Source organism: Propioniciclava coleopterorum, assembly GCF_011393335.1.
GTDB classification, from domain to species: domain Bacteria; phylum Actinomycetota; class Actinomycetes; order Propionibacteriales; family Propionibacteriaceae; genus Propioniciclava; species Propioniciclava coleopterorum.
In genome coordinates, this window is record NZ_CP049865.1 from 1097960 (window position 1) to 1120599 (window position 22640).

Below are 22640 nucleotides of genomic sequence, written 5' to 3' on the forward strand. Positions count from 1 at the left end.
CGCGCCCGGCGGGCCGCGCTCAGGCCGCGGGCTCGCTCCGCGCCAGGTAGCCCTGCCGGATCAGGTCGCGCAGCCGGGGCAGCAGGTCCGCGGCCAGGGCGTCCGCGTCGGCGTCCAGGATGTCGGCGACGGCGTGGATGAGCGTCGCGGCGTTCAGTTCGCCGTCGGAGGCGCCCAGCACCGCGCCGAGCGCGGTGTCGGCCTCGACGGCGCGGGCGAAGCCGAAGCGCTGCCGGTACACGACGTGCTCCGGGTCGGCCTCCCCGGGGCGTCCGAGGGTCTCCAGGTCGACGCCGGGGTTCAGCGTCCAGGTGGCGCTCAGCAGGTGGTCGTCGGTCACGTCGGCCTCGGCGACGCCGCGCTGATGGTCGGCGAAAGCACCCCCGACGGGCTGGACGACGGCGTGCGGCCACTCCTCGAAGCGCAGGTCGGGGCGCTCGCGTCCCGCGGCGTGCAGCATGATCCAGCCCATCCCGACGCCCGTGATGCCGTGCGCGGCGAAGTAGTCCAGCCACTCCCGGTAGCGGCCCGCGTACTCGGGCTTGCCGACCAGGCCCGCGTCGTGCAGCCAGACCTCGATGTACTCGTACACGTCGAGCCGCTCCCGCTGCAGCACCAGCGCGTCGGCTCCCGTGGGCGCGATCCAGCCGGCCAGCCGCTCCTCCCAGGGCTGGTCGTCGGTGATGGCCCAGTTGCCGAGCACCTGGAGCGTGCCGCCGGGGTTGAGCCGCGCCGCGCCGCCGCGGACCACCTGCTCGACCAGTCCGTCGCCGGCGAAGCCGCCCTCGCGGTAGACCAGCCGTTCGCCGGTGGGCGGGCTCATGACGTAGGGCGGGTTGGTGACGATCAGGTCGAACCGTTCGTCGGCCACCGGCTCGTACAGCGAGCCCGCGCGGACGTCCACGTCCAGGCCGTTGAGGGCGACGGTCAGCCGGGCGAAGTCGACGGCGCGCGGGTTGAGATCGGTGGCGACGACCCGGTCGGCGTGGGTGGCCAGGTGCAGGCTCTGGACGCCGCAGCCGGTCCCCAGGTCGAGCGCGCTGCCGACGGGGCGCCGGATGGTCATCTGCGCCAGCGTGCTGGACGCCGGGGACAGGCCCAGCACGTAGTCGGGACGCGGGGCGTCGATGCGGCCGTCGAGGGTGGGCAGGAGGTCGTGGGCGACCCAGCCGTCGAAGCCGCCCGGCTCGCCGGGGTCGGCGGTGGCCGCGTAGGGGCGGATCTCGAGGGCGGCGCGCAGGTCGTCGCCGTCGCGGGCCAGGACGCCGGCGTCCAGCAACGGGGCCGGATCGCCGAGGGCCGCCGCCACCCGCGAGGCGGGCACCGCGTCGTGCAACAGGAACAGCCGGGTGAGGTCGGCCTGGGCGTCGGTGGCCTCGCCGAGGGCGTCCCGCGCGGCGAGTGTGGTGTTGCGCGCCAGGGCCGCCACGGCGGCGTCCCCGAGCCGATCGGTGGTCGCCTCCAGGGTGTAGCCGGCGTCGGCGAGTCGTCCGGCGAGGGCGTGGGCGTCCGTGGAATCGAGCATGGTCCCAGCCTCCCACGGCTCGCTAGGCTTCCCGCACCCGACCGACGCGAGGAGCCCCCATGCCCATCACCGACCCGACGATGGCGTCGTACCCGTTCCTGGCGGGCATGTACGCCTCGGACTACTTCCCCGACCACCTGGTCGACAAGGGGGCGGCGATCCTGCGGGGGTTGTGCGAGCGGATCGAGACGCAGCGCCCGGCGGATCTGCCCGCCCTGTACGCGCTGACGCACGCCGCCACCGAGCAGTTCAACGACCTGCAGGAGGAGTTCTGGGACGCCGGCAGCGAGATCGAGACCGCCGCCCGCGACTGCATCGGCCTGGACTTCGAGCGCATCGCGCAGGCCTACGGCCACGCCGACGCCGACATCGAGGAGTTGACCGCCCCCCGCGACTGGTGACGCCGCCCTCACCACCCGGGTTCGGCACCCGCCGCGCGTCCGGCCGCGGGAGTGTCGGAGGGCGGGGGTAGCCTCGCGGCCAGCGGGATGACCGGTGGTGAGGAGTGGCGCGGATGAGGACGCGGGGCGTGTTTGGCGGGTGGTCGTGATGGCCGTCCCCGCGTGGCTGGCCGACTCCGACGCCGTCGCGCACACCCACCACCGCGAGGCCCGACCCGGCCGCACCGCGGAGTGGCCGGTCTGGGCGTCCTCGCGGTTGAAACACGCGTTCGCCCGCCAGGGGATCGAGCGACCCTGGCTGCATCAGGTCGAGGCCGCCGAGGCGGCGCACGCCGGCCGCCACGTCGCGCTGGCGACGGGCACGGCGTCGGGCAAGTCCTTGGCGTACCTGCTGCCGGTGTTGGCGGCGACCGCCGACGGCGTCCTGCCCGAGGGCTGCCGCGTGCCGGGGGCGCGCGGCGAGCGCTCCGGGTTGCGGGTGACGAGCCGGCCGACCGCGCTCTACATCGCCCCGACCAAGGCGCTCGCGCACGACCAGCTGCGGGCGTGCGAGGAGTTGGGGGTGCCCGACTGGCGGGTCGCGACGCTCGACGGCGACTCCGATCCCGACGAGCGGCGGTTCGCCCGGGAGTTCGCCTCCTACGTGCTGACCAACCCCGACATGCTCCACCGCAGCGTCCTGCCGCAGCACGCCCGGTTCGCGCGTCTGCTGGGCGGCCTCACGCACGTGGTGGTGGACGAGGCGCACCGGTACAAGGGGCTGTTCGGCGCGCACGTCTCGGCGGTGCTGCGGCGGCTGCGGCGGCTGGCGCACCACTACGGCGCCGACCCGATCTTCGTGTGCGCCTCGGCGACGATCGCCGAACCCGAGTCGATCGCCGCGGCGCTCATCGGCTCCGACGATGTGGTCGCCGTCACCGACGACGCCTCGCCGCGCCCGGCGCTCGACGTCGTGCTGCTGTCCCCCACCGGCCACCTCACCGAGACCGCCGCCGGGCTGCTGGCCGGCTTCGCCCGGGAGGGCCAGGCGCTCGCCTTCACCACGTCACGCCTTCAGGCCGAACTGGTGGCGATCCGCGCCAAGGAACTCTCCCCCGACCCCACGACCATCGCCGCCTACCGCGGCGGCTACCTGCCCACGGACCGGCGCTCGATCGAGTCGGCGCTCAGCCAGGGGCGGCTGAGCGGGGTCGCCAGCACGAACGCCCTCGAACTCGGCATCGACATCGCCGGCATGGACGCGGTCGTGACGGCGGGTTTCCCCGGGACGCTGGCGGCGTTCTGGCAGCAGGTGGGGCGGGCCGGGCGCGCGGGGCGGGACGCCGTCGCGGTGCTGGCCGCCCGGGAGGATCCGCTGGACGCCTACCTGGTGCAGCACCCCGACCTGATCTTCGCGCGCCCCGTCGAGCGGACGGTCGTCCCCGTCGAGAACCCGTTCGTGCTCGGCCCGCACCTGTGCGCCGCCGCGCAGGAGCGCCCGCTCACCGAAGCCGACGCCGCGTGGTTCGGTCCGGACACCGTCCGGCTCGCCGAGAGCCTCACCCGGCAGGGCGCCCTGCGGCGCCGCGCCCTGGGGTGGTTCTGGCCGCACGCCTCGCGTGCGGTGGACTCCATCGACCTGCGGTCGGCGCAGGGCAAGGCGTACGAGGTCGTCGACCAGGCGACCGGCCGGGTCATCGGCCAGGTGGACGCCGGCGCCGCCGACCGCACGGTGCACCCCGAGGCGATCTACGTGCACCAGGGCGAGACCTGGCTCGTGCAGGAGGTGGACGAGGCCGACCGGGTCGCCCTGGTCCACCGGGCCGATCCCGCGTACTACACCCAGCCGCAGTCCCTCTCCGATGTGCGCATCCTCACCACCGAGCGCTCCCGCCCGTTCGGGTCCGGCACGCTGAGTTCGGGCACGGTCGAACTCACGAGCCAGGTGACGTCGTACCTGCGGCGCGACTCCGAGTCGGGCGAGGTCTGGGATCAGACGCCCCTGGAGTTCCCGGCCCGCCACCTCACCACCCGCGCGACGTGGTGGACCCTGCCCGAGGCCGTGCTCGCGGGCTGCGGCGTCGACCTGCTCGACCTCCCCGGCGCCCTGCACGCCGCCGAGCACTGCGCCATCGGGCTGCTGCCGGCGTTCGTGCCGTGCGACCGCTGGGACATCGGCGGCCTCTCCACGCTGCTGCACCCCGACACCGGCACGGCCACCGTGTTCGTCCACGACGGCCTGCCCGGCGGGTCGGGGCTGGCCGAGCGCGGCTTCGACCGCGCCGACGCCTGGTGGGCCGCCACCCTCGACCGGCTGCTGACCTGCCCCTGCGAGCAGGGGTGCCCCGCCTGCGTCGTCTCCCCGAAGTGCGGCTCGGGCAACAACCCGCTCGACAAGGCGGGTGCCGCCGCGCTGGTCGCGCTGCTGCTGGGGCGTCCCCTCGACGCGGACCGCCGGGCGGCATCCGCGCAACCCTGCTCGACCCGCCCGGCGACTGGGGCGCTGTCTGGCACGGCCTGAGAGGCTCGCCACGTCGCGCGGGAAGGGCGGCCTGACGGGGCTCGCCGCGCCGCGCGGGCACAGGCGGCCTGACGGGGCTCGCCGCGCCACACCCGTCCCGCTCACGCGGGGGCCCCGGTCAGCACCCCCGCGTTCGCGTGCCCCTCGACGGTGGCGCGCCATGGGCCGACACCGACCTCGGCTCTGACGTCGACGGTCACCACGATCTCGACCTCGTCTCCGGCCACCGAGCACGCGACCACCTCGACCCCGTTGAGGCGGGCCGAGGCGGCGACATCAGCGCACGCGTCCCGCGCGGCCAAGGCGGCCTTCGCCCCGGCCAGTGCGGCCAGGTCGGCGGCGCCCTGCGCCGCCCGGCCGCGCGCCGTCAGCGCCCCGGTCGCCACCAGGAGCGCGCCGAGGCCCACCATCAGCGCAAGGACCAGCCCCGCCCACAGCAGTGCCGAGCCGCGCTCGCCCCGGGGCCGGCTCATCGCTCCGCCAGGACACGGGCCTGCGCACGGATCGGCCACACCACCGGGCCGAGGCGCGCCTCGAGCCGCACCTCCGCGACGGTCGCCCCCGACTCCTCGCGCGTCACGACCGACGCACCTGCGGGGGCATCCGCACGCGCCCGCTGCACCGCGGCGGTGTCGCCGCGCGCCAACTGGCGGGCCACCTCGTCGGCGGTGACCTGGCACTGGGTCTGAGCGAACATCACCCCGGCCACCGAGATCACGAACGCCCCCACCGCCGCGAGGATCAGAACCGCGAAGGCGGTCTCGACGGCGACCATGCCCCGCTCCCACCACTGGGGACCCCGCCGCGGCCCCCGCACGACCACGAGGACGGGCTCGCTCTCCGGGCCACCCCGACCGGGAGGGCCGACGCGGGGGCGGCCGGCGCCGGGCCCCCGCGTCAGCGAGCTGGTCACGGCTTGGGGAACGGGAGCGGGATCTTGAAAGCCTGCTCCACCCAGCCCATGATCGCCCCGAGCAACTGCTCGATGAGCTGCTGGAACGTCCCGGTCTGGATGGCGGCGATCACGACACCGATGATCACGAGGACCACGACGACGCCCATGGCGTACTCGATCGTGGCCATGCCCCGCTCCCGCAGAGCCGGGTGCGCCCCCGGGCGCACCGGTGCGGGGATCGGGCCGGGGGCCGCCGAATCGGCGGGGACGAGGGTTGCTGCGGACATGGCATCTCCTGGGGTCGGGCTCCGCACCGCCCTGCGCGGTGCACCCTCAGGTTGGGCCGCGCCGGCGGCTCGGTGTCACCGCGCGGGCGGGCTGTGGACACCTCACCGGGGAGACACCGTGGCTGTGGACAGTGGCGGCGCGCTTGAGCCGCGCTCTCCACGCCACGCACCTCCTCGAGTCGTCGCGGCGCGTCACGGGGCTCAGCACGTCGAACTCCACCCTCCTGTGGTCGCCTGCTGTTCCACCCCGACGAGCCGAGCTCCAACCGGTCGGGGCCGGCGCGGTCGTCACCGAGGTCGGGCGTCGGCGATCATGCTCGTCATCGGCGGCAAGGACGCCCTCACGTGAAGCAGCGCTTCCTGATCGAACCAGCGGGCCGCTCGGGATCGATCCAGATGTGGGCCAGAGGCGACTCGTACGGTGTTCTCACAGGCTGTCGACGCGCGAGCGGCGGAGATCGCCGGAGCCCATCCGGTCATGATCCGTGGCACACGGAGGCATCGCGCCCCGTGCCCCGTCGCGCCCTCCTCTCAGGGAAGCGGCAGGTGGAACGTGAACGAGCCGAAGATCGGCACGACGCCCAGCGCGATGAACGCAGGCAGGAAGCACACCATCAGGGGGATCACCCCGCGCACGCTCGCGCTGCGCGCGCGCACGAGGGCGGCTCCGGCGAGGTCGCGATGCGCCTCCGCCGCGTGATGCCGCAGGAGGTCGGCCAGCCCCAGCCCGGAGCGGATCGCGCGCGCCACGTCACGGCCCACAGCGTGGTAGCCGGGCACCTGCGCCAGGTCGAGCCACGCCTGGGCCTCGTCGAGTCCGACGTCGATGCGGCGCACCACCGCCTCGAGCTCACGACCGGCGGGCCCTCCGACGACCGCGGCCACCTCACGCAGGGCGAACCTGGGGGGCGCGCCGGCGTCCAGGCAGACGGCCAGCAGCGCGCACACCGCCGGCGCCGAACGACGCAGGGCGGCGGCGCGGGCGACCTCCCGCCGCCGCGGCAGAGTCGGAAGCAGCGCGGTCCGACGTCCTGACTCCAAGGCCCCCGGCCGGCGCCGCAGCCGCCCGAGGACGCCCCCGTCCCGACCGGCCCGAAGCCGGCCCAGCCCGTCGGACGGAAGCCACCACGCGACTCCCGCCGCGGCGATCAGCGCGGACACCAGGCCCCACCCGCTCACCGTCACCGCCCCCCGGCGGCGACCGCTACCGCGTCGATCCACAGCACCCCGGCGCACGCCAGGCCGACCCCGACGTCCAGGCACAGCCAGCCGATCGGCGAGCCCGTGAGGAACGCGACCGGATTCCCGCCCAGCGCGAACGCGAGCAGCAGCCCGGCGAGCGGCAGCAGGCACATGGTGCGGCCGGCGAGCCTCGCCGCCGCGAGTTCGGCGTCCACGACGCGCGCCACCTCCCCCTCCTCGGCGAGGCGGCGCGCGGCGGCGTCCACCGCGTCGACGAGCGAGGCCCCGGTCCGCGTCGCGATCTCCCACGCGTCGGCGAGATCCGCCAGGCCCGCACAGCCCGGGTCGGCCGCGCCCCGACGCAGCGCGGCGGCCGCCTCGCCGCCGGCGGTGTGCTCGGCGGCGGCCAAGCGCAGCACCGGGGCGTCCTGGGACGCCTCGACCAGCGCGACAGCGGTGACCCGGCCGACCCGGAGCAGCCCCGCCATCAGCTCTCCCGCGTGCACCACCTCGACGCGGCGCCTCGAGGCGCGGCGCCGCCGCGCCCGCGCCAGCGCGAGGTGGGCCACCGTGCCCAGCAGCAGGGACGCCGCCACTCCCAGCGCGACTCCGCGGGGCCCGGCGAGGAGCGCGAGCGCCAGCAGGCCGCCCGCGAACGGGGCCGCTGCTGCGAGGGTGCCTCGGCGACGCGCACGGCCGGACCTGGCCGGTGTCGGTGGGAGCCTGCGGAGCCCCGCTCGCCCGGAGGGGACGCACCACCACGCGGCGCACGCGGCGAGGAGAGCGGCGAGCCAGGCCATCACGACCACCTTTCGAGCCTCGAGGCCGCCGGCCCCCGGGTCGGGACGCCGTCGGGACCCCACGCGATCGCCGGCACGGCCCGCACCAGGCCGTCCGCACCGGGCTCCAGCACGGCGAGTTGCTCGACGCGGCGCCCGCCGCCGGGCTCCCGGCGGACGTGCACGACGACGTCCAGCGCCGCCGCCGCCTGCGCGTGCAGCGCGTGGCGGGCGAGCCCTCCGAGCGCGCCGAGCGCCTCGAGACGGGCCGGCACGGCGGCGGCGGAGTTGGCGTGGACCGTGCCGCACCCGCCCTCGTGGCCGGTGTTGAGGGCGGCCAGCAGGTCGGCGAGTTCGGCGCCGCGCACCTCCCCGACGATGAGCCGGTCCGGACGCATGCGGAGCGCGTTGCGCACCAGTTCGGTCAGGGCGACGCCCCCGGCCCGTTCCGCGTTGGCGACGCGCCCCTCCAGGCGCACGACGTGCGGGTGCTCGGGATCCAACTCCCGGCTGTCCTCGACGATCACCAGCCGCTCCGACGGCGACACCTCGCTCAACAGGGCCGCCAGCAGGGTGGTCTTCCCCGAACCGGTCCCGCCCGAAACCAGCAGGGCCGCACGCCCCGCCACGAGCCGCCGCAGCAGGCATACACCCTCGGACGTGATCGAGCCCCGCGCCTCCCAGTCCGCCAACGTCATCCGGACGCGCGCCGGGACCCGCAGCGACAGGCACGTGCGGCCCGCCACGCAGGCCAGCGCCGCGTGGACGCGGGTGCCGTCGGGCATCCGAGCGTCGACGAACGGGCTGGCGTCGTCCAGCCTTCGGCCCACCTGGGCGGCGAGCCGGACCGCCAGCCGCCGCACGGCCTCCTCGGTGCCGAACCCGACGTCGGCCCGCTCCAGCCCGGCACCCCGATCGATCCACACCTCGTCGGGGCCGTTGACGAGGACGTCCGTCACCCCCGGGAGCCGCAGCAGGTCGTCGATCGCCCCGGCCCCCTCGCTCTCGCGGCGCAGCGCCGCGACCGTGCTCAGCACGGCGTCGTCGCTGACTACGTGACCCAGCCACGCCAGCGCGTCGGCGACCTCGGCCGGTCGCGCCGGCTCACCCCGCACGCTCAGCCGTGCCCGCACCTCGTCGAGATCAACGGTCATCGGAGGCCTCCCCCAGGGCTCGTTGCGCCAGGCGCGCGGCAGCCCGGCGCCACCGCCGTCCGGACGCGCTCGGCGGCGCCCCCTCCGCCGCTGCCCGCGGCAGCCGCGGGTCGTGCGGCAGGACGCCCGCCAGCGGGAGGCCCAGCGCGTCGGCGACCGCCTCGGGGGCCGCGCCGTCGGGCACCGCCCGGACGACGGCTGCGGCGCCGTCCCACGCGAACTGGCCTGCGGTGGCGGCCGCCGCGGCGACGCCGCGCGCGTCGGAGGCCACCACGAGCAACACCTGGTCGGCGCCCTGCACGGTGTGCCGCGCGACCGGTACCGGGGCACGGCCCGCGTCGACCACCACGAGGTCGTGGTGCCGCGCCAGGGTGCCGAGCACGGCCACCACGGCGTCCCCGGGAAGCGGGGCGGGCTGCTCGCCGCGCCCCATCGCCACCACGCTGACCCCCGCGACCCGGGGCACCAGGCCGCGCACGTCGCCGACCTCGCCGCGCGCACCGGTCAGCCGCGGCCAGCGCCAGCCGGGCACCCGCTCGGCGCCGAGCAACAGATCCAGCCCGCCGCCCTGCTCGTCGACCTCGACCAGGGCGGAGCCCCGCCCCGCGCCGGACGCCGCGAGGGCGACCCCGGCCGAAAGCGTGCTCGCCCCGACGCCTCCCGAACCACCGACCACCGCCAGGACCGTCCCGGTGGCGACCTGCTGCCCCGCGAGGACGTCGGCCAACAGCGGGGAACCGTGCGGCAGCGGGATCACGGCGGCGCCGAGAGGCACCGACCAGGTGGCCGCGTCGCCGTCGGGGAACCCGATGAGATAGACGCCGGGCCGTCGGCGGGGTGTCGCGGCGGCCAGCGCGGCCGCGAGGTCGGTGCCGATCAGCAGCAGCGCGGCGTGCGGCCAGGCCGCGAGGGCGGCGTCCGCGTCGGGTGCGAGGCGCACCGCGCGGCCCAGGGTGACCGCCGCCGCCTCCACGGCGTCGCGGACGCGGGTGTCCCGGGTCGCCAGTACCACCGGCCGCTCGTCGTCCATGCCCGCAGGTTGGGCCGCGCGACGGTCCGCGCGTCAGCGGCCGTCCGCCTGTGGATGCGTAGTCCGGCCGTCCACAGTTCCGCGTCCCGGGTTGACGCGCCGCTTTCGGCCGAGGATGCTGCGGCGCCTGAGGCGGAGGGCACCGAAGCCAGGTCCCCAGGCACGCCTCCGGCACCTCCCCTCAACGGGCACCTCTCGATCCCGAACCGCCTCCGACGAGCGCGTGCTCCGGGAACGCGCGGGAGCGGTCGCTACCATCGTGGCCATGCCCGTGACCAGCCATCCGGCCTTCCCCCGCACGGCCATCGAGTGGCTCGCGCCCGCCCGCGCGGACGCCAGAGTCCTCGTCCTGGGGCGCGCCACCGCGCCCGTGCTGGGCGGGTTCACCACCGACGGCCTCCTGGTGGCCTGCGACGCGAGCCGCGCCGGCGTCCGAGCGCTGCTGGCCCGCGCCCCGCAGGCGCTGCCCACGGTCGCCTCCCCCGAGCACCTGCCGTTCGCCGGCGGGTCGTTCGACGCCGTCTTCGTGCATCAGTCGCTGCACCGCCTCAGCGCGGACGCGCTCGCGCAGGTCGCGGCCGTCATGGCGCCGGGCGGGCACCTGGCCGTGAGCTACACCGTCCGCGACGACTCCGTCCCGTGGGTGCGGCGCCTCACCGCCCTGCTGCGCGACGTGGACCCGGGCGCGATGGCGGGCGCGTACGGCACCGAGAGCGTGGACCGGCTGATCGAGTCGGAGCTGTTCGCGACCGTCGAGGAGCGCCACCACCGGCTGTGGGTGCCGATCTCGCGGGTCGATCTGCTGGACATGGTGGCGCGCCGGTTCCCCGATCTGGACGCCGACCGCCTGGGCCGCCTGATGGGCGAGGTCGGCGCCCTGTACGAGTCGTCGGCCCGGGTTCCCGAACCCCTGCTGCTGCCCTACCAGGTGTCCTGCTGGCGCGCCGAGGTCGATCCCGGACGCCGCCCGCTCCCCCCGCAGGGCACCGACGGCCTCGCCATCAGGGTGTGAGGCCGTCCGCGCCGACCCAGGCGCCGCCCGCTAGCATGAACTGCAGTCGTCGAAGGAGCTTCCATGTCTGAGCCTCAGCTCGGTGAAGTCATCAAGGACATCACCAGCGACATCCAAACGATCGTCCGGGGTGAGATCGAGTTGGCCAAGGCCGAACTCGTCCCCCAGGCGAAGCGGCTGGGGCTGGGCGCCGGCTTGTTCGGCGCCGCCGGCTATCTCGGCCTCCAGGCCCTGACGCTGCTGTTCATCTGCGTCGCGCTGGTGTTCTCGGCGCTGTACTCCTACGTCGTCCCGCTCGCGTGGGCGTTCGTCCTGGGCTTCGTGACGCTGGCCGTCCTCATCCTGATCGTGGTGCTCGTGCTGGTGCTGATCGGCAAGAGCAAGATGCACGTCGAGGCCCCCGAGAAGACCATCAGCGAGGTCAACCTCACCATCGGCGCGGTCGCCGACGCGATCGACCAGGCGGACGCCAACGTGAAGGCCATCGCCGCGGGAGCGCCCCGGACGCCGGCGGTGGGCTCGCGCGTCAAGCTCGACTGAAAACGGCCCCGCCACCGCATCCCGATGAGCGCAACACCGATACCGCTACCTGAAACACCGTTGACCGTGCTCAGCGCCCCGCGTGTAGATTCGCGGTGAAGCACGGGGGGTGATGGGTGATCGTCGGTAGGCAGCGGCAGTTGGAGGAACTGGCCGCGCTCGCCGCCACGATCACCTCCGGCGCCCGGGTCGCCTGGCTGATCGGTCCCGAGGGCGTGGGCAAATCCACGCTCGCCCGCGCGGCCTCCTCCCTCGCTGGTCACCCCGTCCACCGCGTCGACGTCTATCCGGAGGATCGTCACCGGCCGCTCTCCGCCGCGGATGACCTCGCCCACGCGCTCGGCATCGAGTTGGGCGACGAGCCGGCGTCCGCCCTCCTGAGCGCCCTCGCCGACGCCAGCCCGTCCTGCCTCCTCATCGAGGACGCACAATGGATGGACGAGGCGTCGCAGGTGACCCTGTGGCGGGTGATCCGTCGGGTGCGCAGGCTTCCGATGTTCCTGATCGTGACCAGCACCGACGAGCCGGGGCCACTGTTCGACGGCCTGACCCTCCTGCTGCGCTCTCCCGAGGCGGGCCGCATCCTGCCGATCGAACCGTTCGGCGAAGCAGAGGCGGCAGAGTACCTGCGCCGACAACTCGGCATTCCCACCGCCGGGGACACCCTCTCCCGCGTCCTCGATGCGACCGGGGGTACCCGGCCATGCTGTCCTCGCTGGTCGATCAGTTGCGCCTGTCGGCCCGATCCACCGACCTGTTGCCCGTGCTGCGCCGGCTCGCCACGACGACCCACCGAAGCGGCCTGGTGCGTCAGCACTTGGCGGCGGCGTGGGAGACGGCCAGTCAGGCCGACAGGGCGGCGCTGCTGGCGCTGGCCCAAGCCGGCGAACTGGACGGTCCCCGACTGGCACGGGTGCTGCACCTGCGCGGCCTGCCCGACACGGGCGTCGCGCGCCTCCTGGCCACCGGGCTCGTCATGCGTTCCGGCGCCCAGACGCTCCGGCTGCGGCACCACTGCGCGGCGGAGGTGATGGACCGGGTGCCGTGGTCGGAGGCGACGGCGTCGCACGCCGCGCTGGCGCAGGTGCAGACCGGCCTGGACGCCCTGGAGCACCGGGTGGCGATCGCCGACGCCGCCACCGCCCCCGGACTGCTTGCCGAGCTTCGCGACGGGCTGGCCGAGGCGTACGCGCACCGGGACGTCGGGCTGGCGTTCCGGCTCGCCCGCTACGCCGCGCGGCTCGATCCCGCCACCCTGATCGAGGTCGTGCTGGTGCCGCTGCGCGCCGGACGCCCCGGCATGCTGGGCGACGTCGTCGACGACCTCTCCGCGATGCGGCCCGGCGTCGCGCAGGCGGCCGTGGACATCCTCATGAACGTCGAGCGGCTCGCCCCCGCCGTCGCCGCCGAGCACCTGAACCGCATCGACACCGCCCGGATCGGGGACACACGCGAACTGGTGCTCCTGGCCCACACCGCCGTCTATGTCACGCTGCAGGGGGCGCTCAGCGGAAGCCCCTACGTCGGGGAACGCTTCCGCCCGCTGATCGAGGCGCTGCACGGCCGCGGCGACTACGTGCGGCCGGACGCGCTGCTCGCCATCCCCGAGTTGATGTTGATCGCCCACGGCGTCGAGGCGCTCATCATCCACGCCCTCAACCACGAGCTCACGCCGCGGGAGCGCCTCGCCGGCCTGCGCGGCCTCGCCGACGAGATGTCCGTCGATCCCCGACTCGAACCGGTGATGCCCCTGGTGGGCTGCCTGATCGGGGGCCTTCAGTTCCTGATGGGAGACCTGGGCGCGGCCCGGGCGACCCTGGAGGAGGTGGGGCTGCCCGACCTCGCCGCGCTGCGCATCCAGGCGCGCCTCACGCTGGCGTCCGTGGCCTTCCAGGACGGCGACTGGGAGCACGCCCGGACGCTCGCCGACCAGGAACTGGCGGTCTCGCTGGACACGCTGCAGCCCACGCTGTGGCAGCAGGTGTTCGCCATGGCCGCGCTGGTCCCGGCCGGCCGCGGGGAGGAGGACCTGGTCGAGGAATACCTCGGCTGGCAGCGGACGCGCAGCGTCCGTACGGTGGCGGACGCACACCGCAACCTCGCGCTCACCTGGGGCCGGGTCGCCTCCACCGGGGCCGACGCAGAAGTTGCTCGACTGCTGGATCAGGTGTGGAAAGCGGGGCAGGTCGCGTTCATCGGCTGCTTCCCCACGGCTGTCCTCCGCGTCGGCGCGCACCTCTCGGCGGGCGATCGGCCGGCCGCCGAGGAGGCCCGAGCCGCGCTCGTCACCACCGAGTACGAACTCGAGGCGACGCGCTACATCCTGGCGCACGCCGACGCCCTGCTGGCCGCCGATGCCGGCGATCCTCGCGCCCCGGAACTGTTCGCGACCGCACTGGACCGCCTCGACGCCCAGTGCGCCGCCCATCCCGGCGGGACGCTGCGACTGTTCTCCGCGGTGCTGGCCGAAGACTGGGCGCGCGCTTGCGACGTCGCGGGTCTGCCGCGCCCCGGCGCCCTCGACGACCTGCTGGTCGAAACCTTCGACCTGCTGGAGCGGAACGGTGCCGCCCCCTGGAACGCGCGCCTACGCAGGCTGGTGGGCGGGAGCCCCGAGCCGTCGCGGCAGGACGCCCTCCTGGCGGCCCTCACCGCGCGCGAACGGGAGGTGGCGCTGCTGGCCGCGCAGGGGCTCACCAACAAGAAGATCGCGGCCAGGTTGTTCGTGACGGTGCGCACCGCCGAATACCACGTGCACAACGCCCTGACCAAGCTGGGCATGGCGTCCCGCGCCGACCTCCGCGATGCCTTCGGGACGACCGGCGAGCCGGACCCGGCCGGCGCGCCGGAGCCGCCCCAGGACGCGGCTCAGCCCGGCACGAGCGCGATCGTCAGCGAGTCGTTGCCGACCGCCTGAACCTTCGCCGACCGGGACGCGGCGGTCACGGTGTAGCTGAAGGTGTACCGCAGCGCGGTGGCCCCGGGCTCCACCGCGCCGACCATCACGGTCGCACCGGCGCTCGCCGGCGCCTTGATGGTCGGGGCGGCCGCCACGTCCGGCTGCGTCACGGTCCCGTCGGGCACGGCCACCCAGCCGTCCGCCGTGAGGCGTTCCACCTGGACGGCGAGGGCGCCCAGCGCGAGGTCGCCGGCGCCGACGGCCGAGACCGACAGCGTGAGCGGCTTCACCGCCTGCGGCGTCCAGTCGGCGCGGTTGCGCGTCGACCAGTAGTCCACGGCGACCGTCATGGCGCCGGCCTTGAACTCGCGCTTCACGCTGCCGTCGGCCAGATCGTCGACGACGGGCGGCGGCGTCCTGACCGCGGGCGGCGGCGTCACGACCGCCGCGGGCGGCGGGCCGAACAGGCTCGGCGGTTCCACCTTCGCCGGTGCCTCTGACTGCGGCGCGGACGCGGCGGGCGCCTCCGCCCAGGGCGGCGTCCCGCACCCCGTCAGGGCCAGGGCCGCGGCCACCACCGGTAGGGTCCATCGTCGGCGCATCGCCTCAACCTCTCCTCGTGAATCTCCACGTAACAGCCTGCTGGCAGCCCGGCCAGCGCCCAACCCCAGGATCCCAACCCTGGTAGCGCTACCGGGATCGGGGCAGCGAAACCGGTAGTCAAGACTCCGAATCTGGTACCACCCGCTCTGGCCCGGTCGCTCCGCGTACCCCCACCATGGATGCCGAACGAATGGAGGACCCCCATGAATCTGCTGCGGCCCGATGAACGCATCGGACGGCATCACATCGACGTGCCCGAGTCGGTGGAGGACGCCCCGGACGCCCTCGACTGCGAGGTCGTGACCGAGCCCTTCGAGGAGGACGCACTCATCAGCGAGCCCACCGAGGAGGACGAAACCTCCCCAGAGATCGTGGGCCACGCCACCACCGAAGTCGCGCTCTTCGCCGGAGCCTACGTGCCCGAGCCGCTGGGCGAACCGCGGATCGGGTGCGTCATCCCGGCGTACAACGAGGAGGGGTCCATCGCGGCAGTGATCGGGTCGCTGCTGGACCAGACCAGGGTGCCCGACGTGATCCACGTCATCGTGAACAACACCACCGACGACACCTACTGGGTGGCGCGGGAGTTCGCCGGCCACCACGAGCGCCGCTACCGCGACGAGGTGATGCACTGCGACATCCACGTCCACGACGTCGGCCACCTGGCCGAGCGGAAGGTCGGCGCCCTCAACATCGGCTTCCGGCTGGTCGAGGACTGCGACTACTTCCTCGGCGTGGACGGGGACACCGTACTGGACCGGGACGCCGTCTCCCACCTGCTGGAGGAGATCCGTTCCGACCCGCGCATCGGCGGCATCAGCGCGATCTACTCGATCGACTACAGCGAGGCGTCCGGCGGGGGCGAGCGGTTCCTCATCGCCGGCCAGCGGCAGCAATTCGCCAGCTTCAACATGCAGAACCTGTTGCACGGCCGGAACATGGCGGTCCTCGGCGGCCAGTGCTCGCTGTTCTCAATCGAGGCGCTGCGGACGGTCCGCGACGAGTACCGGCAGCGCGCCCCCTGGGTGACCGACTCCGAGGTCGAGGACTCGCTGCTCTCCATCCAGCTCAAGCGCACCGGGTTCTCCACCAAGATCTCCGCACGGGCCCGCGCGGACGTCGGCCCGATGCTCACGCTGAAGTCGCTGGACGCCCAGCAGGTGAAGTGGAACTACGGCGCCATCGATCTGATGTGGCCAGGGCAGCGCGGCGACACGCAGGGACAGCCCTTTCACCCGAACCTGCGGCTGCGGTGGCTGGAGAACTGGTCGATGGTGTTCAACCTGACGGTGCGGATCGGGTTCGTCCTCCTGCTGGCCGCCTCGCTGAGCATCGACGCCTTCGTCTTCTCGCCGTGGTGGCTGGTGCCGCCGGCGGTCGCGATCGCCCTGAACCTCCGTACGGCGCTGTCGATGCACGACCGCACCACCCGCGACGTGCTGTTCGCGCTGTTGTTCGTCCCCGGCGAGTTGTACATGTGGCTCAAGCTGGGCCACTTCATCCGGGGCTGGACGAAGTTCCTCAGCCGGCAGGAGGTCGACAACTGGGGCGCCCAGGCGGCCGCCGAACGTGGCAGCGGCACGAACGCGCACCTGCAGCCCCTGCTGTACCTGGCGGTCTTCCTGGCCGCGATCGTGATCACGTGGACGCAACTGCCGCTGCTGGCCAAGGAGGTGGCGCTGTGGCTGCTGTGGCCGGCGCTGACCGTGTTGGCCGCGATCCAGACGGTGGCGATGGCGTACCGGTTGCTGCGCCGGCATCGCGGCTTCCGGGTGTAGCGGGCCGGCGATCTCGCGGGGCCGCGTTCGGAGGGCACCCGGCGCGAGCACCGCTGGGCGACGGACCGTCGTTCTCCCCCGGGAGGCGACGGTCCGTCAGTTCCTGGCGGGCCGGCGACCGGTCAGACGGCCAACTCGTAGACCCGGGTCTCCCACGGCTGCAGCGTCTGCAGGTCGTGGCCGGTGTTGACGTTGGCCAGCAGCAGGCGCGCGTCCTCCATGGCGGGCAGTTCGGCCATCGGGACGCTGGCCAGCGACGACGTCATGTTGGCGATCACCAGGATCTGCTGGTCGCCCAACGTGCGGGTGAACACCCACAGCCGCTCGTCCTCGGGCAGCAGCAGCTCGAAGCGTCCGGTCTGCACGACCGGGAGGTCGTGCCGCAGCGAGATGAGCTCCCGGTAGTAGGCGATCACCCCGTCGGGATCGGCGGCGTCCGTCTCCACGTTGATGGTGGGCGTGGTCGGGTTCATCGGCAGCCACGGCGTCCCGTCGGTGAAGCCGCCCTGCGGCGTCCAGGGCATCGGCGTCCGGGCGTTGTCGCGGCTCATGAGACCGAGCGCCACCAGCAGCGCCTCCGCGTCCGCGCCCGCCTCGACCGCCTGCCGGTACTGCCCCAGCGCCTCGATGTCGGCGTACTGCTCGATGGTGGTGAAGCCGGCGTTGGGGATGCCGATCTCCTGGCCCTGGTACACGTAGGGCGTGCCCTCGTGCAGGTGCAGCACCGTCGCGAGCGCCTTGGCCGACGCCACCCGATGGTCGTCGGAGTCGTCGCCGAACCGGCTGACCGAGCGGGGCTGGTCGTGGTTCTCGAAGTACAGGGAGTTCCAGCCGTCGCTCGCCAGACCCGCCTGCCACAGCGCCAGGTTCTTCTTGAGGTCGGGCAGATGCAGGGGCTTGGGCTCCAGCTTGCCGCCCGGCCCCTGGTCGATCATGACGTGCTCGAACGTGAAGACCATGTTGAGGCGGTCGTGGCGGCGCGAGGTGTACTCGCGGGCGTGCTGGACGCCGCAGGCCACCATCTCCCCGACGGTGAACAACTGCTTCTCGCTGAGGCCGACGGCGCGGTTCATCTCCTCGAGGAACTCCACGAGCCGGGGACCGTTCGCGACCCGCTCCACCTCGAAGCTGTAGGGCTGGCCCGGAAGCTGCGCCCCGTCGGTCAGCGGGTGGGTCTTGCTGATGAGGTTGATGACGTCCATCCGGAAGCCGTCGACGCCGCGGTCGACCCACCAGTTCATCATGTCGTGGACCGCCGCGCGCACCTCGGGGTTCTCCCAGTTGAGGTCGGGCTGCTTCCGGCTGAACAGGTGCAGGTAGTACTCCCCGGACGCCTCGTCGTACTGCCACGCCGACCCGCCGAAGAACGAGCCCCAGTTCGTCGGCTCGGCGCCGGGCGTGCCCGGCTCGAAGCCTTCGCGGGCCGGACGCCAGACGTACCAGTCGCGCTTGGGGACGCCGGGTCGCGTGACTCCACGAACCAGGCGTGCTCGTCGGAGGTGTGGTTGACGACCAGGTCCATGATGAGCTTCATCCCGCGCTCGTGGACGCCGGCCAGCAACGCGTCGAAATCCTCCAGCGTGCCGAACAGCGGGTCGATGTCGCGGTAGTCCGAGATGTCGTAGCCGTTGTCGTCCTGCGGCGAGCGGAAGACGGGCGACAGCCAGATCACGTCCGCCCCGAGGCCGGCCACGTGATCGAGGTGGGAGGTGATGCCGCGCAGGTCGCCGACACCGTCGCCGTCGGAGTCCGCGAAGGACCGCGGGTAGATCTGATAGACGACTGCCTTGGACCACCAGGGGGTTTCGAGCTCAGACATGCGTCAAGTCTTGCCTTTCGCGGCGGAAAAAACTACCGCCGTTCTGCCAGGGGTCCGCCGGTGGTGCAGCGCGTGTTCGCGACCCCCCGCGCGCGCCCCCGCGTGTTGGTCGGGGTGACACAATGGGCTTTCGCCGTCCGTCAGGAGGTGGCTTGTCCAGCCCACCGCGTCAGCCCATGCTGCTCTCACCGGCCCGCCTGCGCCACACCTTCCGGATCACGGCCGCCCAGCACGTCCCGCCCCGCCATGACCCCGAGGCGGCGCTCCACCTGGGGCGCGGCATCGTCCGCGAGGCCGCGGCCGCCGGTGCCGACCTGGTCGCCTTCCCCGAGATGTGGTCGACGGGGTACGCCCTGCCGATCGACCTGAGCGTGGCGCAACCGGTCGACGGGCCGTTCGTCGAGGGTTTCCGCGACATCGCCGCCGAGTTGGGCGTGGGCGTCCTGGTGACGGCGCTGCTGGCCGACGAACACGGCAGCACCAACTCCACCCTGCTCATCGGACGCCGGGGCGAACTGCTGCTGCGCCACGACAAGGTCCACCTGCTCGCGGACGCCGAGGCGGGACTGCGTCCGGGCGACGGCTTCGAGATCGGCGTCTTCGACGGCGTGCGCGTCGGCGTCATGACCTGCTGGGAGCGTGAGTTCCCCGAGGCGGCCCGCGAACTGATGCTGGCCGGCGCCGAGGTGATCGTTGTGCCGAACGCCAGCGCCTGGAACCCCACCCGCTCCCATCAACTGGAGGCGCGCGCCTTCGAGAACATGGTGGCCATCGCGTCGATCAACTACCCCGGCGACGGCTGGGGCCGCTCGTCGGCGTACACCCCGATCGTGTTCGACCCGCAGGGTCGACCGCTGTCGGCGCTGCTGGCCCAGGCGGACGCCCGCCCGCAGTTCGTCCCGTTCCGCTTCGACCTGGACGCGCTGCGCGACTGGCGGGCCCGCGAGGTGTGGGGGGCCCGCTACCGGCGTCCCGAGGCGTATCGCCGGCTGCGCGGCGAGGTCGACGACCCCCGCGTCGCGACGGACTGACGCACCGCGGGGTCATGCCCGGGGGTCGCGCCGGACCGGCCGCCCGGCGGAGCTACTGCCCGGTGTCGGCGCCGGCGCGGTGCCAGAACCGCTCCGGGACCAGCTGGGAGCGGCGGACGTCCCACGGGCGTTCCCAGCCGGCCAGGGCGATGAGCCCGTCGAGCAGGTGGCCGGTGAACCCCCAGATGAACAGGTCGTCGACGACGAACGCGGGGCCGCGGTGCCCCATCGGCAGCCGCCACGTGAGCCGGTTCGCCGGGTCGATGAGGTCACCCACGCGCAGTTGGTGGATGGCCCCGACCTCGATGTCGTCCACGATCTCCAGGGGGTGCGGGGCGCGCCACCATCCGACGACCGGGGTGACGTCGTAGCCGGTCACCGCGACGTGGGCCGGCGGCAGGACGCCGAGCAGGTCCACCGTCTCGGGCCGCAGGCCCACCTCCTCGCGGGCCTCCCGGAAGGCGGCCTCCTCGCTGGAGGCGTCCTGCGGTTCGACGCCGCCGCCCGGGAAGGCGCACTGGCCGGCGTGCGAGCGCAGGTGCGGGGACTTCTCGATGATGACGACGTGCAGGTCGTCGGCCGGCGCGTCCTCGGCACCGGCGAACAGGATCATCACGGCCGCCTTGCGGCCTTCGCGCGCGGGTCGGCCGCGCACCACGCGGGCGCCGCCCCCGGGCTCAGCGAGCTCGGCGACCAGGCGGTCCAGCGCGGCGGGCCGGGCGGTCACGCCGCCCCCTGCGCGGGCGCCGGGCGCGTGGTGCGGTCCCGCCGTGTCGGGGCGCTCACAGCGTCACCCCCAGGTACTGCTCGGTGGCGTCCACGAGCTGCTGGGTCGAACCGACCGCGCCCACGGTGCGGTGGACGATCCGCCCCTGGGCGTCCACGAAGATCGTGACGGGGATGCCCGAGAACCGGACGGGGCCGGCGGTCTGCTTCAGCGGGTCGGTCAGTTGCGGGTACGTCCAGCCGGCGTACTGGGCGAAGTCCAGGGCGAGCCCGGGGTCCGGGTCGGCGTAGTCGATCCCCAGCAGCAGCACGTCGTCTCCGGCGAGCTCCGCGTACTCCTTGAGGTGCGGCGCCTCCGCGCGGCAGGGGGCGCACCACTGCGCCCAGAAGTTGATGACCATGGGCGTGCCGCGCAGGGCCGCCAGGTTGACCTGACGCCCCGACCCCAGGCAGCCGAGCACCAGGTCGGGCAGGCCGCCCCCGACGGGCTGCGCGGACGCCGGCGTGACCGGGCAATCGGCGATGCCGGCCGCCTCCCGCTGGGCCACGAGCGCCGGATCGACCGACACCTCCGGCATCGGGCCGCTCGGGGCGGACGGGCCGACGCAGCCGGCGAGCGCCGCCGCCGCGACGAACGCCGCCACGATCGCGCGCGCCCTCATGCCCGCGGCTCCCGGATCAGGGCCTCGGCCACGTCGGGGTCCATCGGGCCCAGCCCGTAGCTGGGACACACCTCGGCCAGCAGGCAGGCGCCGCAGGCGGGGCCGCGGGCGTGGCAGCGGCGGCGTCCGTGCCAGATGACGCGGTGGTCCAGCGGCACCCACTGCGCAGGCGGGAACAATGCGCCCACCGTGCGTTCCACGACGTCGGGTTTGGTGGAGTCGACCCAGCCCAGCCGGTTGCTCACCCGGATGAAGTGCGTGTCGGGGGTGATCCCCGGGACGCCGAACGCGTCGCCCAGCACGACGTTGGCGGTCTTGCGGCCCACCCCCGGCAGGCTCACCAGCTCCTCCAGCGTGCCGGGCACGACGCCGTCGAACCGCTCGATCAGCGCCTGGCCGATCCCGATGAGGTGGCCCGCCTTGGCGCGGAAGAAGCCCGTCGGGCGGATCAGCTCCTCCAACGCCGCGACCTCGGCGCCGGCGTACGCGGCGGCGTCCGGGTAGCGCGCGAAGAGCGCCGGCGTCACGGTGTTGACCCGCCGGTCGGTCGACTGGGCCGACAGGACGGTCGCGACGAGCAGCTCGAGCGGGGTCGTGAAATCCAGCTCGCAGCGCGCGTCGGGGTACATCTGCCCCAACAGGTCGAAGACCAGCTCGGGGGCGGCCACTACCAGGTGACCCCGAGCGGCTCGACGGTCAGCTCGACCTCCACCGGGGCGTCCAGCGGCAGCGACGCGACGCCGACGGCGCTGCGGACGTGCTGCCCGGCGTCGCCGAACACGGCGACCAGCAACTCGCTGGCGCCGTTGGCGACCGCGGGCTGGCCGGTGAAGTCGGGGGCGCTCGCCACGAACACCGTCACCTTGACGATGCGGCCGATCTGATCGAGGCCGCCGGCGACCGACGCGGCCGCGGCCAGCGCGTTCAGGGCGGCCACGCGGGCGGCGTCCACCGCGGCCTCGGGCGCCACCTCGGCGCCGACCTTGCCGCGGGCGATCAGCTCACCCGAGACCGAGGGCAGCTGCCCGGAGGTGAAGATGTGGCCGCAGCTCACGGTGGCGGGCACGTAGGCGGCCACGGGGGCCGCGACGGGCGGCAGGCTGAGGCCGAGCTCGGCGAGGCGAGCGGTGGGGGTGGTCATCAGGACTGCCCCTGGAGGGGCCGCTTGAAGTAAGCGACGAGGTTCTGCGGGTTCGGACCCGGGATGATCGTGACGAGCTCCCACCCGTCCGCGCCCCACGAGTCGAGGATCTGCTTGGTCGCGTGCACCAGAACCGGCGCGGTGGCGTACTCCCACTTGGTCATGGCCTCACCCTAGAGGATGAGGCCGACGGTTCTGACTAGCGTTCTTTCCGGGGACCGCACAGCACGGTCTGCCAGGAACGGATGTCGGTGCGCTGGCGCAGCAGCTGACGACGTTCGCGCTCGGTCATGCCGCCCCAGACGCCCCACTCGATGCGGTTGTCGAGCGCCTCCGCGAGGCACTCGGAGCGGACCGGGCAGCCCATGCAGACGAGGCGCGCGCGCTTCTGGTCGACGCCCTCGGGGAACAACTTGTCCTGCATCCCCCGGCACTTCGCCTGAAGCGTCCAGTCTTCCGTCCTGCTGAGCGTCATCGCCCACCTCCTGACGTGTCGGTAGCCGGGTCGAAGAACCGTGTCGGCATTACAGAATGCTAAACGTCGGACGGCAACTTTGCCAACGAGGGTTGCATGGTGGTGCAGCCTGTACGCTCCGCGCGCGAACGGGTATCGTGGTGCGGTTGCCCGCTACCGCCCGCGCCCGCTCGCCGCGGCCGGAGGAGCGCCGGCTCGACC

Annotated in this window: 23 protein-coding genes and 2 pseudogenes; 8 read left to right on the forward strand and 17 right to left on the reverse strand. The window is 73.9% G+C overall.

The annotated features are described in order from the left end of the window. Positions 1-19 precede the first annotated feature (19 nt). Positions 20-1525: a methyltransferase gene (locus G7070_RS05345; RefSeq protein WP_166232565.1), complete on the reverse strand. Its 1506-nt coding sequence runs from the start codon at positions 1523-1525 to the stop codon at positions 20-22. A 59-nt stretch (positions 1526-1584) separates the two neighbouring features. Between G7070_RS05345 and G7070_RS05350 the strand changes: the two genes are divergently transcribed. Next, complete coding sequence (locus tag G7070_RS05350; RefSeq protein ID WP_166232567.1) at positions 1585-1926, forward strand: DUF5713 family protein; 342 nt, start codon at positions 1585-1587, stop codon at positions 1924-1926. Positions 1927-2074: 148 nt separating this feature from the next. Then, a complete protein-coding gene (locus tag G7070_RS05355) occupies positions 2075-4426 on the forward strand; it encodes a DEAD/DEAH box helicase (RefSeq protein WP_166232569.1) in 2352 nt (783 codons plus the stop codon). Positions 4427-4527: 101 nt separating this feature from the next. On the opposite strand, the gene G7070_RS05360 is transcribed toward G7070_RS05355, so the two are convergent. The 7 genes from G7070_RS05360 to ssd all read right to left on the reverse strand — a co-directional run bounded on the left by G7070_RS05360 (position 4528) and on the right by ssd (position 9753). Next, on the reverse strand, positions 4528-4899 hold the full coding sequence (locus G7070_RS05360) for an Rv3654c family TadE-like protein (RefSeq protein WP_166232571.1): 372 nt from the start codon (positions 4897-4899) through the stop codon (positions 4528-4530). After that, entirely contained in the window at positions 4896-5201 is a 306-nt protein-coding gene (locus tag G7070_RS05365; protein ID WP_166232573.1) for a TadE family type IV pilus minor pilin, read from the reverse strand. Before G7070_RS05365 ends, G7070_RS05360 begins: the two co-directional genes overlap by 4 nt. A gap of 134 nt (positions 5202-5335) precedes the next feature. Beyond that, complete coding sequence (locus tag G7070_RS05370; protein ID WP_166232575.1) at positions 5336-5608, reverse strand: hypothetical protein; 273 nt, start codon at positions 5606-5608, stop codon at positions 5336-5338. A gap of 531 nt (positions 5609-6139) precedes the next feature. Further along, positions 6140-6787: a type II secretion system F family protein gene (locus tag G7070_RS05375; RefSeq protein ID WP_166232577.1), complete on the reverse strand. Its 648-nt coding sequence runs from the start codon at positions 6785-6787 to the stop codon at positions 6140-6142. A 2-nt stretch (positions 6788-6789) separates the two neighbouring features. Then, on the reverse strand, positions 6790-7590 hold the full coding sequence (locus G7070_RS05380) for a type II secretion system F family protein (protein WP_166232579.1): 801 nt from the start codon (positions 7588-7590) through the stop codon (positions 6790-6792). Continuing rightward, positions 7590-8723: a TadA family conjugal transfer-associated ATPase gene (locus tag G7070_RS05385; RefSeq protein WP_166232581.1), complete on the reverse strand. Its 1134-nt coding sequence runs from the start codon at positions 8721-8723 to the stop codon at positions 7590-7592. The genes G7070_RS05380 and G7070_RS05385 overlap by 1 nt, the downstream gene beginning before the upstream one ends. Further along, positions 8713-9753 carry a septum site-determining protein Ssd gene (gene ssd / locus G7070_RS05390; protein WP_166232583.1) on the reverse strand — a complete coding sequence of 347 codons (1041 nt, stop codon included), beginning with the start codon at positions 9751-9753 and terminating at the stop codon, positions 8713-8715. Before ssd ends, G7070_RS05385 begins: the two co-directional genes overlap by 11 nt. 265 nt (positions 9754-10018) lie before the next feature. Here ssd and G7070_RS05395 point away from each other — a divergent pair, with 265 nt between their 5' ends. From G7070_RS05395 to G7070_RS18425, 4 genes and pseudogenes are all read left to right on the forward strand, one after another. Beyond that, a complete protein-coding gene (locus G7070_RS05395; protein ID WP_166232585.1) occupies positions 10019-10765 on the forward strand; it encodes a class I SAM-dependent methyltransferase in 747 nt (248 codons plus the stop codon). Between the two features lie 63 nt (positions 10766-10828). Continuing rightward, positions 10829-11305, forward strand: coding sequence for a phage holin family protein (locus tag G7070_RS05400; protein WP_166232587.1), 477 nt, complete (start codon positions 10829-10831; stop codon positions 11303-11305). Positions 11306-11421: 116 nt separating this feature from the next. Continuing rightward, positions 11422-11805 (forward strand): annotated as a pseudogene (locus tag G7070_RS19770) (ATP-binding protein); the annotation flags it as partial. Between the two features lie 203 nt (positions 11806-12008). After that, a complete protein-coding gene (locus G7070_RS18425) occupies positions 12009-14222 on the forward strand; it encodes a helix-turn-helix transcriptional regulator (protein WP_246227382.1) in 2214 nt (737 codons plus the stop codon). On the opposite strand, the gene G7070_RS05415 is transcribed toward G7070_RS18425, so the two are convergent. Beyond that, the gene (locus tag G7070_RS05415; protein WP_166232591.1) at positions 14174-14779 is read right to left on the reverse strand and encodes a hypothetical protein; all 606 of its coding nucleotides are present in this window, start codon (positions 14777-14779) and stop codon (positions 14174-14176) included. The genes G7070_RS18425 and G7070_RS05415 overlap by 49 nt on opposite strands. A 231-nt stretch (positions 14780-15010) precedes the next feature. Here G7070_RS05415 and G7070_RS05420 point away from each other — a divergent pair, with 231 nt between their 5' ends. Then, the gene (locus G7070_RS05420; protein ID WP_166232593.1) at positions 15011-16585 is read left to right on the forward strand and encodes a glycosyltransferase family 2 protein; all 1575 of its coding nucleotides are present in this window, start codon (positions 15011-15013) and stop codon (positions 16583-16585) included. 122 nt (positions 16586-16707) lie between these two features. Here G7070_RS05420 and G7070_RS19775 read toward each other — a convergent pair whose 3' ends face one another. Next, on the reverse strand, positions 16708-17136 hold the full coding sequence (locus G7070_RS19775) for an alpha-amylase family glycosyl hydrolase (RefSeq protein WP_431977934.1): 429 nt from the start codon (positions 17134-17136) through the stop codon (positions 16708-16710). A 168-nt stretch (positions 17137-17304) separates the two neighbouring features. Then, positions 17305-18404: pseudogene (locus G7070_RS19780) on the reverse strand (alpha-glucosidase); the annotation flags it as partial. Between the two features lie 176 nt (positions 18405-18580). On the opposite strand from G7070_RS19780, the gene G7070_RS05430 reads away from it, so the two are divergent. Next, positions 18581-19435, forward strand: a complete 855-nt coding sequence (locus G7070_RS05430; protein WP_166232595.1) for a carbon-nitrogen hydrolase family protein — start codon at positions 18581-18583, stop codon at positions 19433-19435. 52 nt (positions 19436-19487) lie between these two features. Here the strand turns inward: G7070_RS05430 and G7070_RS05435 are convergent, their stop codons facing one another. From G7070_RS05435 to G7070_RS05460, 6 genes are read right to left on the reverse strand one after another with little or no spacing between them, the layout of a single operon-like run. Continuing rightward, positions 19488-20162 carry an NUDIX hydrolase gene (locus tag G7070_RS05435; protein ID WP_166232597.1) on the reverse strand — a complete coding sequence of 225 codons (675 nt, stop codon included), beginning with the start codon at positions 20160-20162 and terminating at the stop codon, positions 19488-19490. A 55-nt stretch (positions 20163-20217) separates the two neighbouring features. Continuing rightward, entirely contained in the window at positions 20218-20823 is a 606-nt protein-coding gene (locus G7070_RS05440) for a TlpA family protein disulfide reductase (protein WP_166232599.1), read from the reverse strand. Then, positions 20820-21491 carry an endonuclease III gene (gene nth, locus G7070_RS05445; protein WP_348981485.1) on the reverse strand — a complete coding sequence of 224 codons (672 nt, stop codon included), beginning with the start codon at positions 21489-21491 and terminating at the stop codon, positions 20820-20822. The genes G7070_RS05440 and nth overlap by 4 nt, the downstream gene beginning before the upstream one ends. Next, positions 21491-21964: a RidA family protein gene (locus G7070_RS05450; RefSeq protein WP_166232601.1), complete on the reverse strand. Its 474-nt coding sequence runs from the start codon at positions 21962-21964 to the stop codon at positions 21491-21493. The genes nth and G7070_RS05450 overlap by 1 nt, the downstream gene beginning before the upstream one ends. After that, on the reverse strand, positions 21964-22128 hold the full coding sequence (locus G7070_RS05455) for a Sp36 family protein (protein WP_166232603.1): 165 nt from the start codon (positions 22126-22128) through the stop codon (positions 21964-21966). The genes G7070_RS05450 and G7070_RS05455 overlap by 1 nt, the downstream gene beginning before the upstream one ends. 35 nt (positions 22129-22163) lie before the next feature. After that, complete coding sequence (locus tag G7070_RS05460) at positions 22164-22439, reverse strand: WhiB family transcriptional regulator (protein WP_166232605.1); 276 nt, start codon at positions 22437-22439, stop codon at positions 22164-22166. Positions 22440-22640: the final 201 nt, after the last annotated feature.

Bases quoted from the DNA above. Each gene is read 5' to 3' on its own strand.
- G7070_RS05345 (WP_166232565.1), bottom strand. From the start codon at position 1,525: ATGCTCGATTCCACGGACGCCCACGCCCTCGCCGGACGACTCGCCGAC.
- G7070_RS05350 (WP_166232567.1), top strand. From the start codon at position 1,585: ATGCCCATCACCGACCCGACGATGGCGTCGTACCCGTTCCTGGCGGGC.
- G7070_RS05355 (WP_166232569.1), top strand. From the start codon at position 2,075: ATGGCCGTCCCCGCGTGGCTGGCCGACTCCGACGCCGTCGCGCACACC.
- G7070_RS05360 (WP_166232571.1), bottom strand. From the start codon at position 4,899: ATGAGCCGGCCCCGGGGCGAGCGCGGCTCGGCACTGCTGTGGGCGGGG.
- G7070_RS05365 (WP_166232573.1), bottom strand. From the start codon at position 5,201: ATGGTCGCCGTCGAGACCGCCTTCGCGGTTCTGATCCTCGCGGCGGTG.
- G7070_RS05370 (WP_166232575.1), bottom strand. From the start codon at position 5,608: ATGTCCGCAGCAACCCTCGTCCCCGCCGATTCGGCGGCCCCCGGCCCG.
- G7070_RS05380 (WP_166232579.1), bottom strand. From the start codon at position 7,590: ATGGCCTGGCTCGCCGCTCTCCTCGCCGCGTGCGCCGCGTGGTGGTGC.
- G7070_RS05385 (WP_166232581.1), bottom strand. From the start codon at position 8,723: ATGACCGTTGATCTCGACGAGGTGCGGGCACGGCTGAGCGTGCGGGGT.
- ssd (WP_166232583.1), bottom strand. From the start codon at position 9,753: ATGGACGACGAGCGGCCGGTGGTACTGGCGACCCGGGACACCCGCGTC.
- G7070_RS05395 (WP_166232585.1), top strand. From the start codon at position 10,019: ATGCCCGTGACCAGCCATCCGGCCTTCCCCCGCACGGCCATCGAGTGG.
- G7070_RS05400 (WP_166232587.1), top strand. From the start codon at position 10,829: ATGTCTGAGCCTCAGCTCGGTGAAGTCATCAAGGACATCACCAGCGAC.
- G7070_RS18425 (WP_246227382.1), top strand. From the start codon at position 12,009: ATGCTGTCCTCGCTGGTCGATCAGTTGCGCCTGTCGGCCCGATCCACC.
- G7070_RS05420 (WP_166232593.1), top strand. From the start codon at position 15,011: ATGAATCTGCTGCGGCCCGATGAACGCATCGGACGGCATCACATCGAC.
- G7070_RS19775 (WP_431977934.1), bottom strand. From the start codon at position 17,136: ATGAGCCGCGACAACGCCCGGACGCCGATGCCCTGGACGCCGCAGGGC.
- G7070_RS05430 (WP_166232595.1), top strand. From the start codon at position 18,581: ATGCTGCTCTCACCGGCCCGCCTGCGCCACACCTTCCGGATCACGGCC.
- G7070_RS05440 (WP_166232599.1), bottom strand. From the start codon at position 20,823: ATGAGGGCGCGCGCGATCGTGGCGGCGTTCGTCGCGGCGGCGGCGCTC.
- G7070_RS05450 (WP_166232601.1), bottom strand. From the start codon at position 21,964: ATGACCACCCCCACCGCTCGCCTCGCCGAGCTCGGCCTCAGCCTGCCG.
- G7070_RS05455 (WP_166232603.1), bottom strand. From the start codon at position 22,128: ATGACCAAGTGGGAGTACGCCACCGCGCCGGTTCTGGTGCACGCGACC.
- G7070_RS05460 (WP_166232605.1), bottom strand. From the start codon at position 22,439: ATGACGCTCAGCAGGACGGAAGACTGGACGCTTCAGGCGAAGTGCCGG.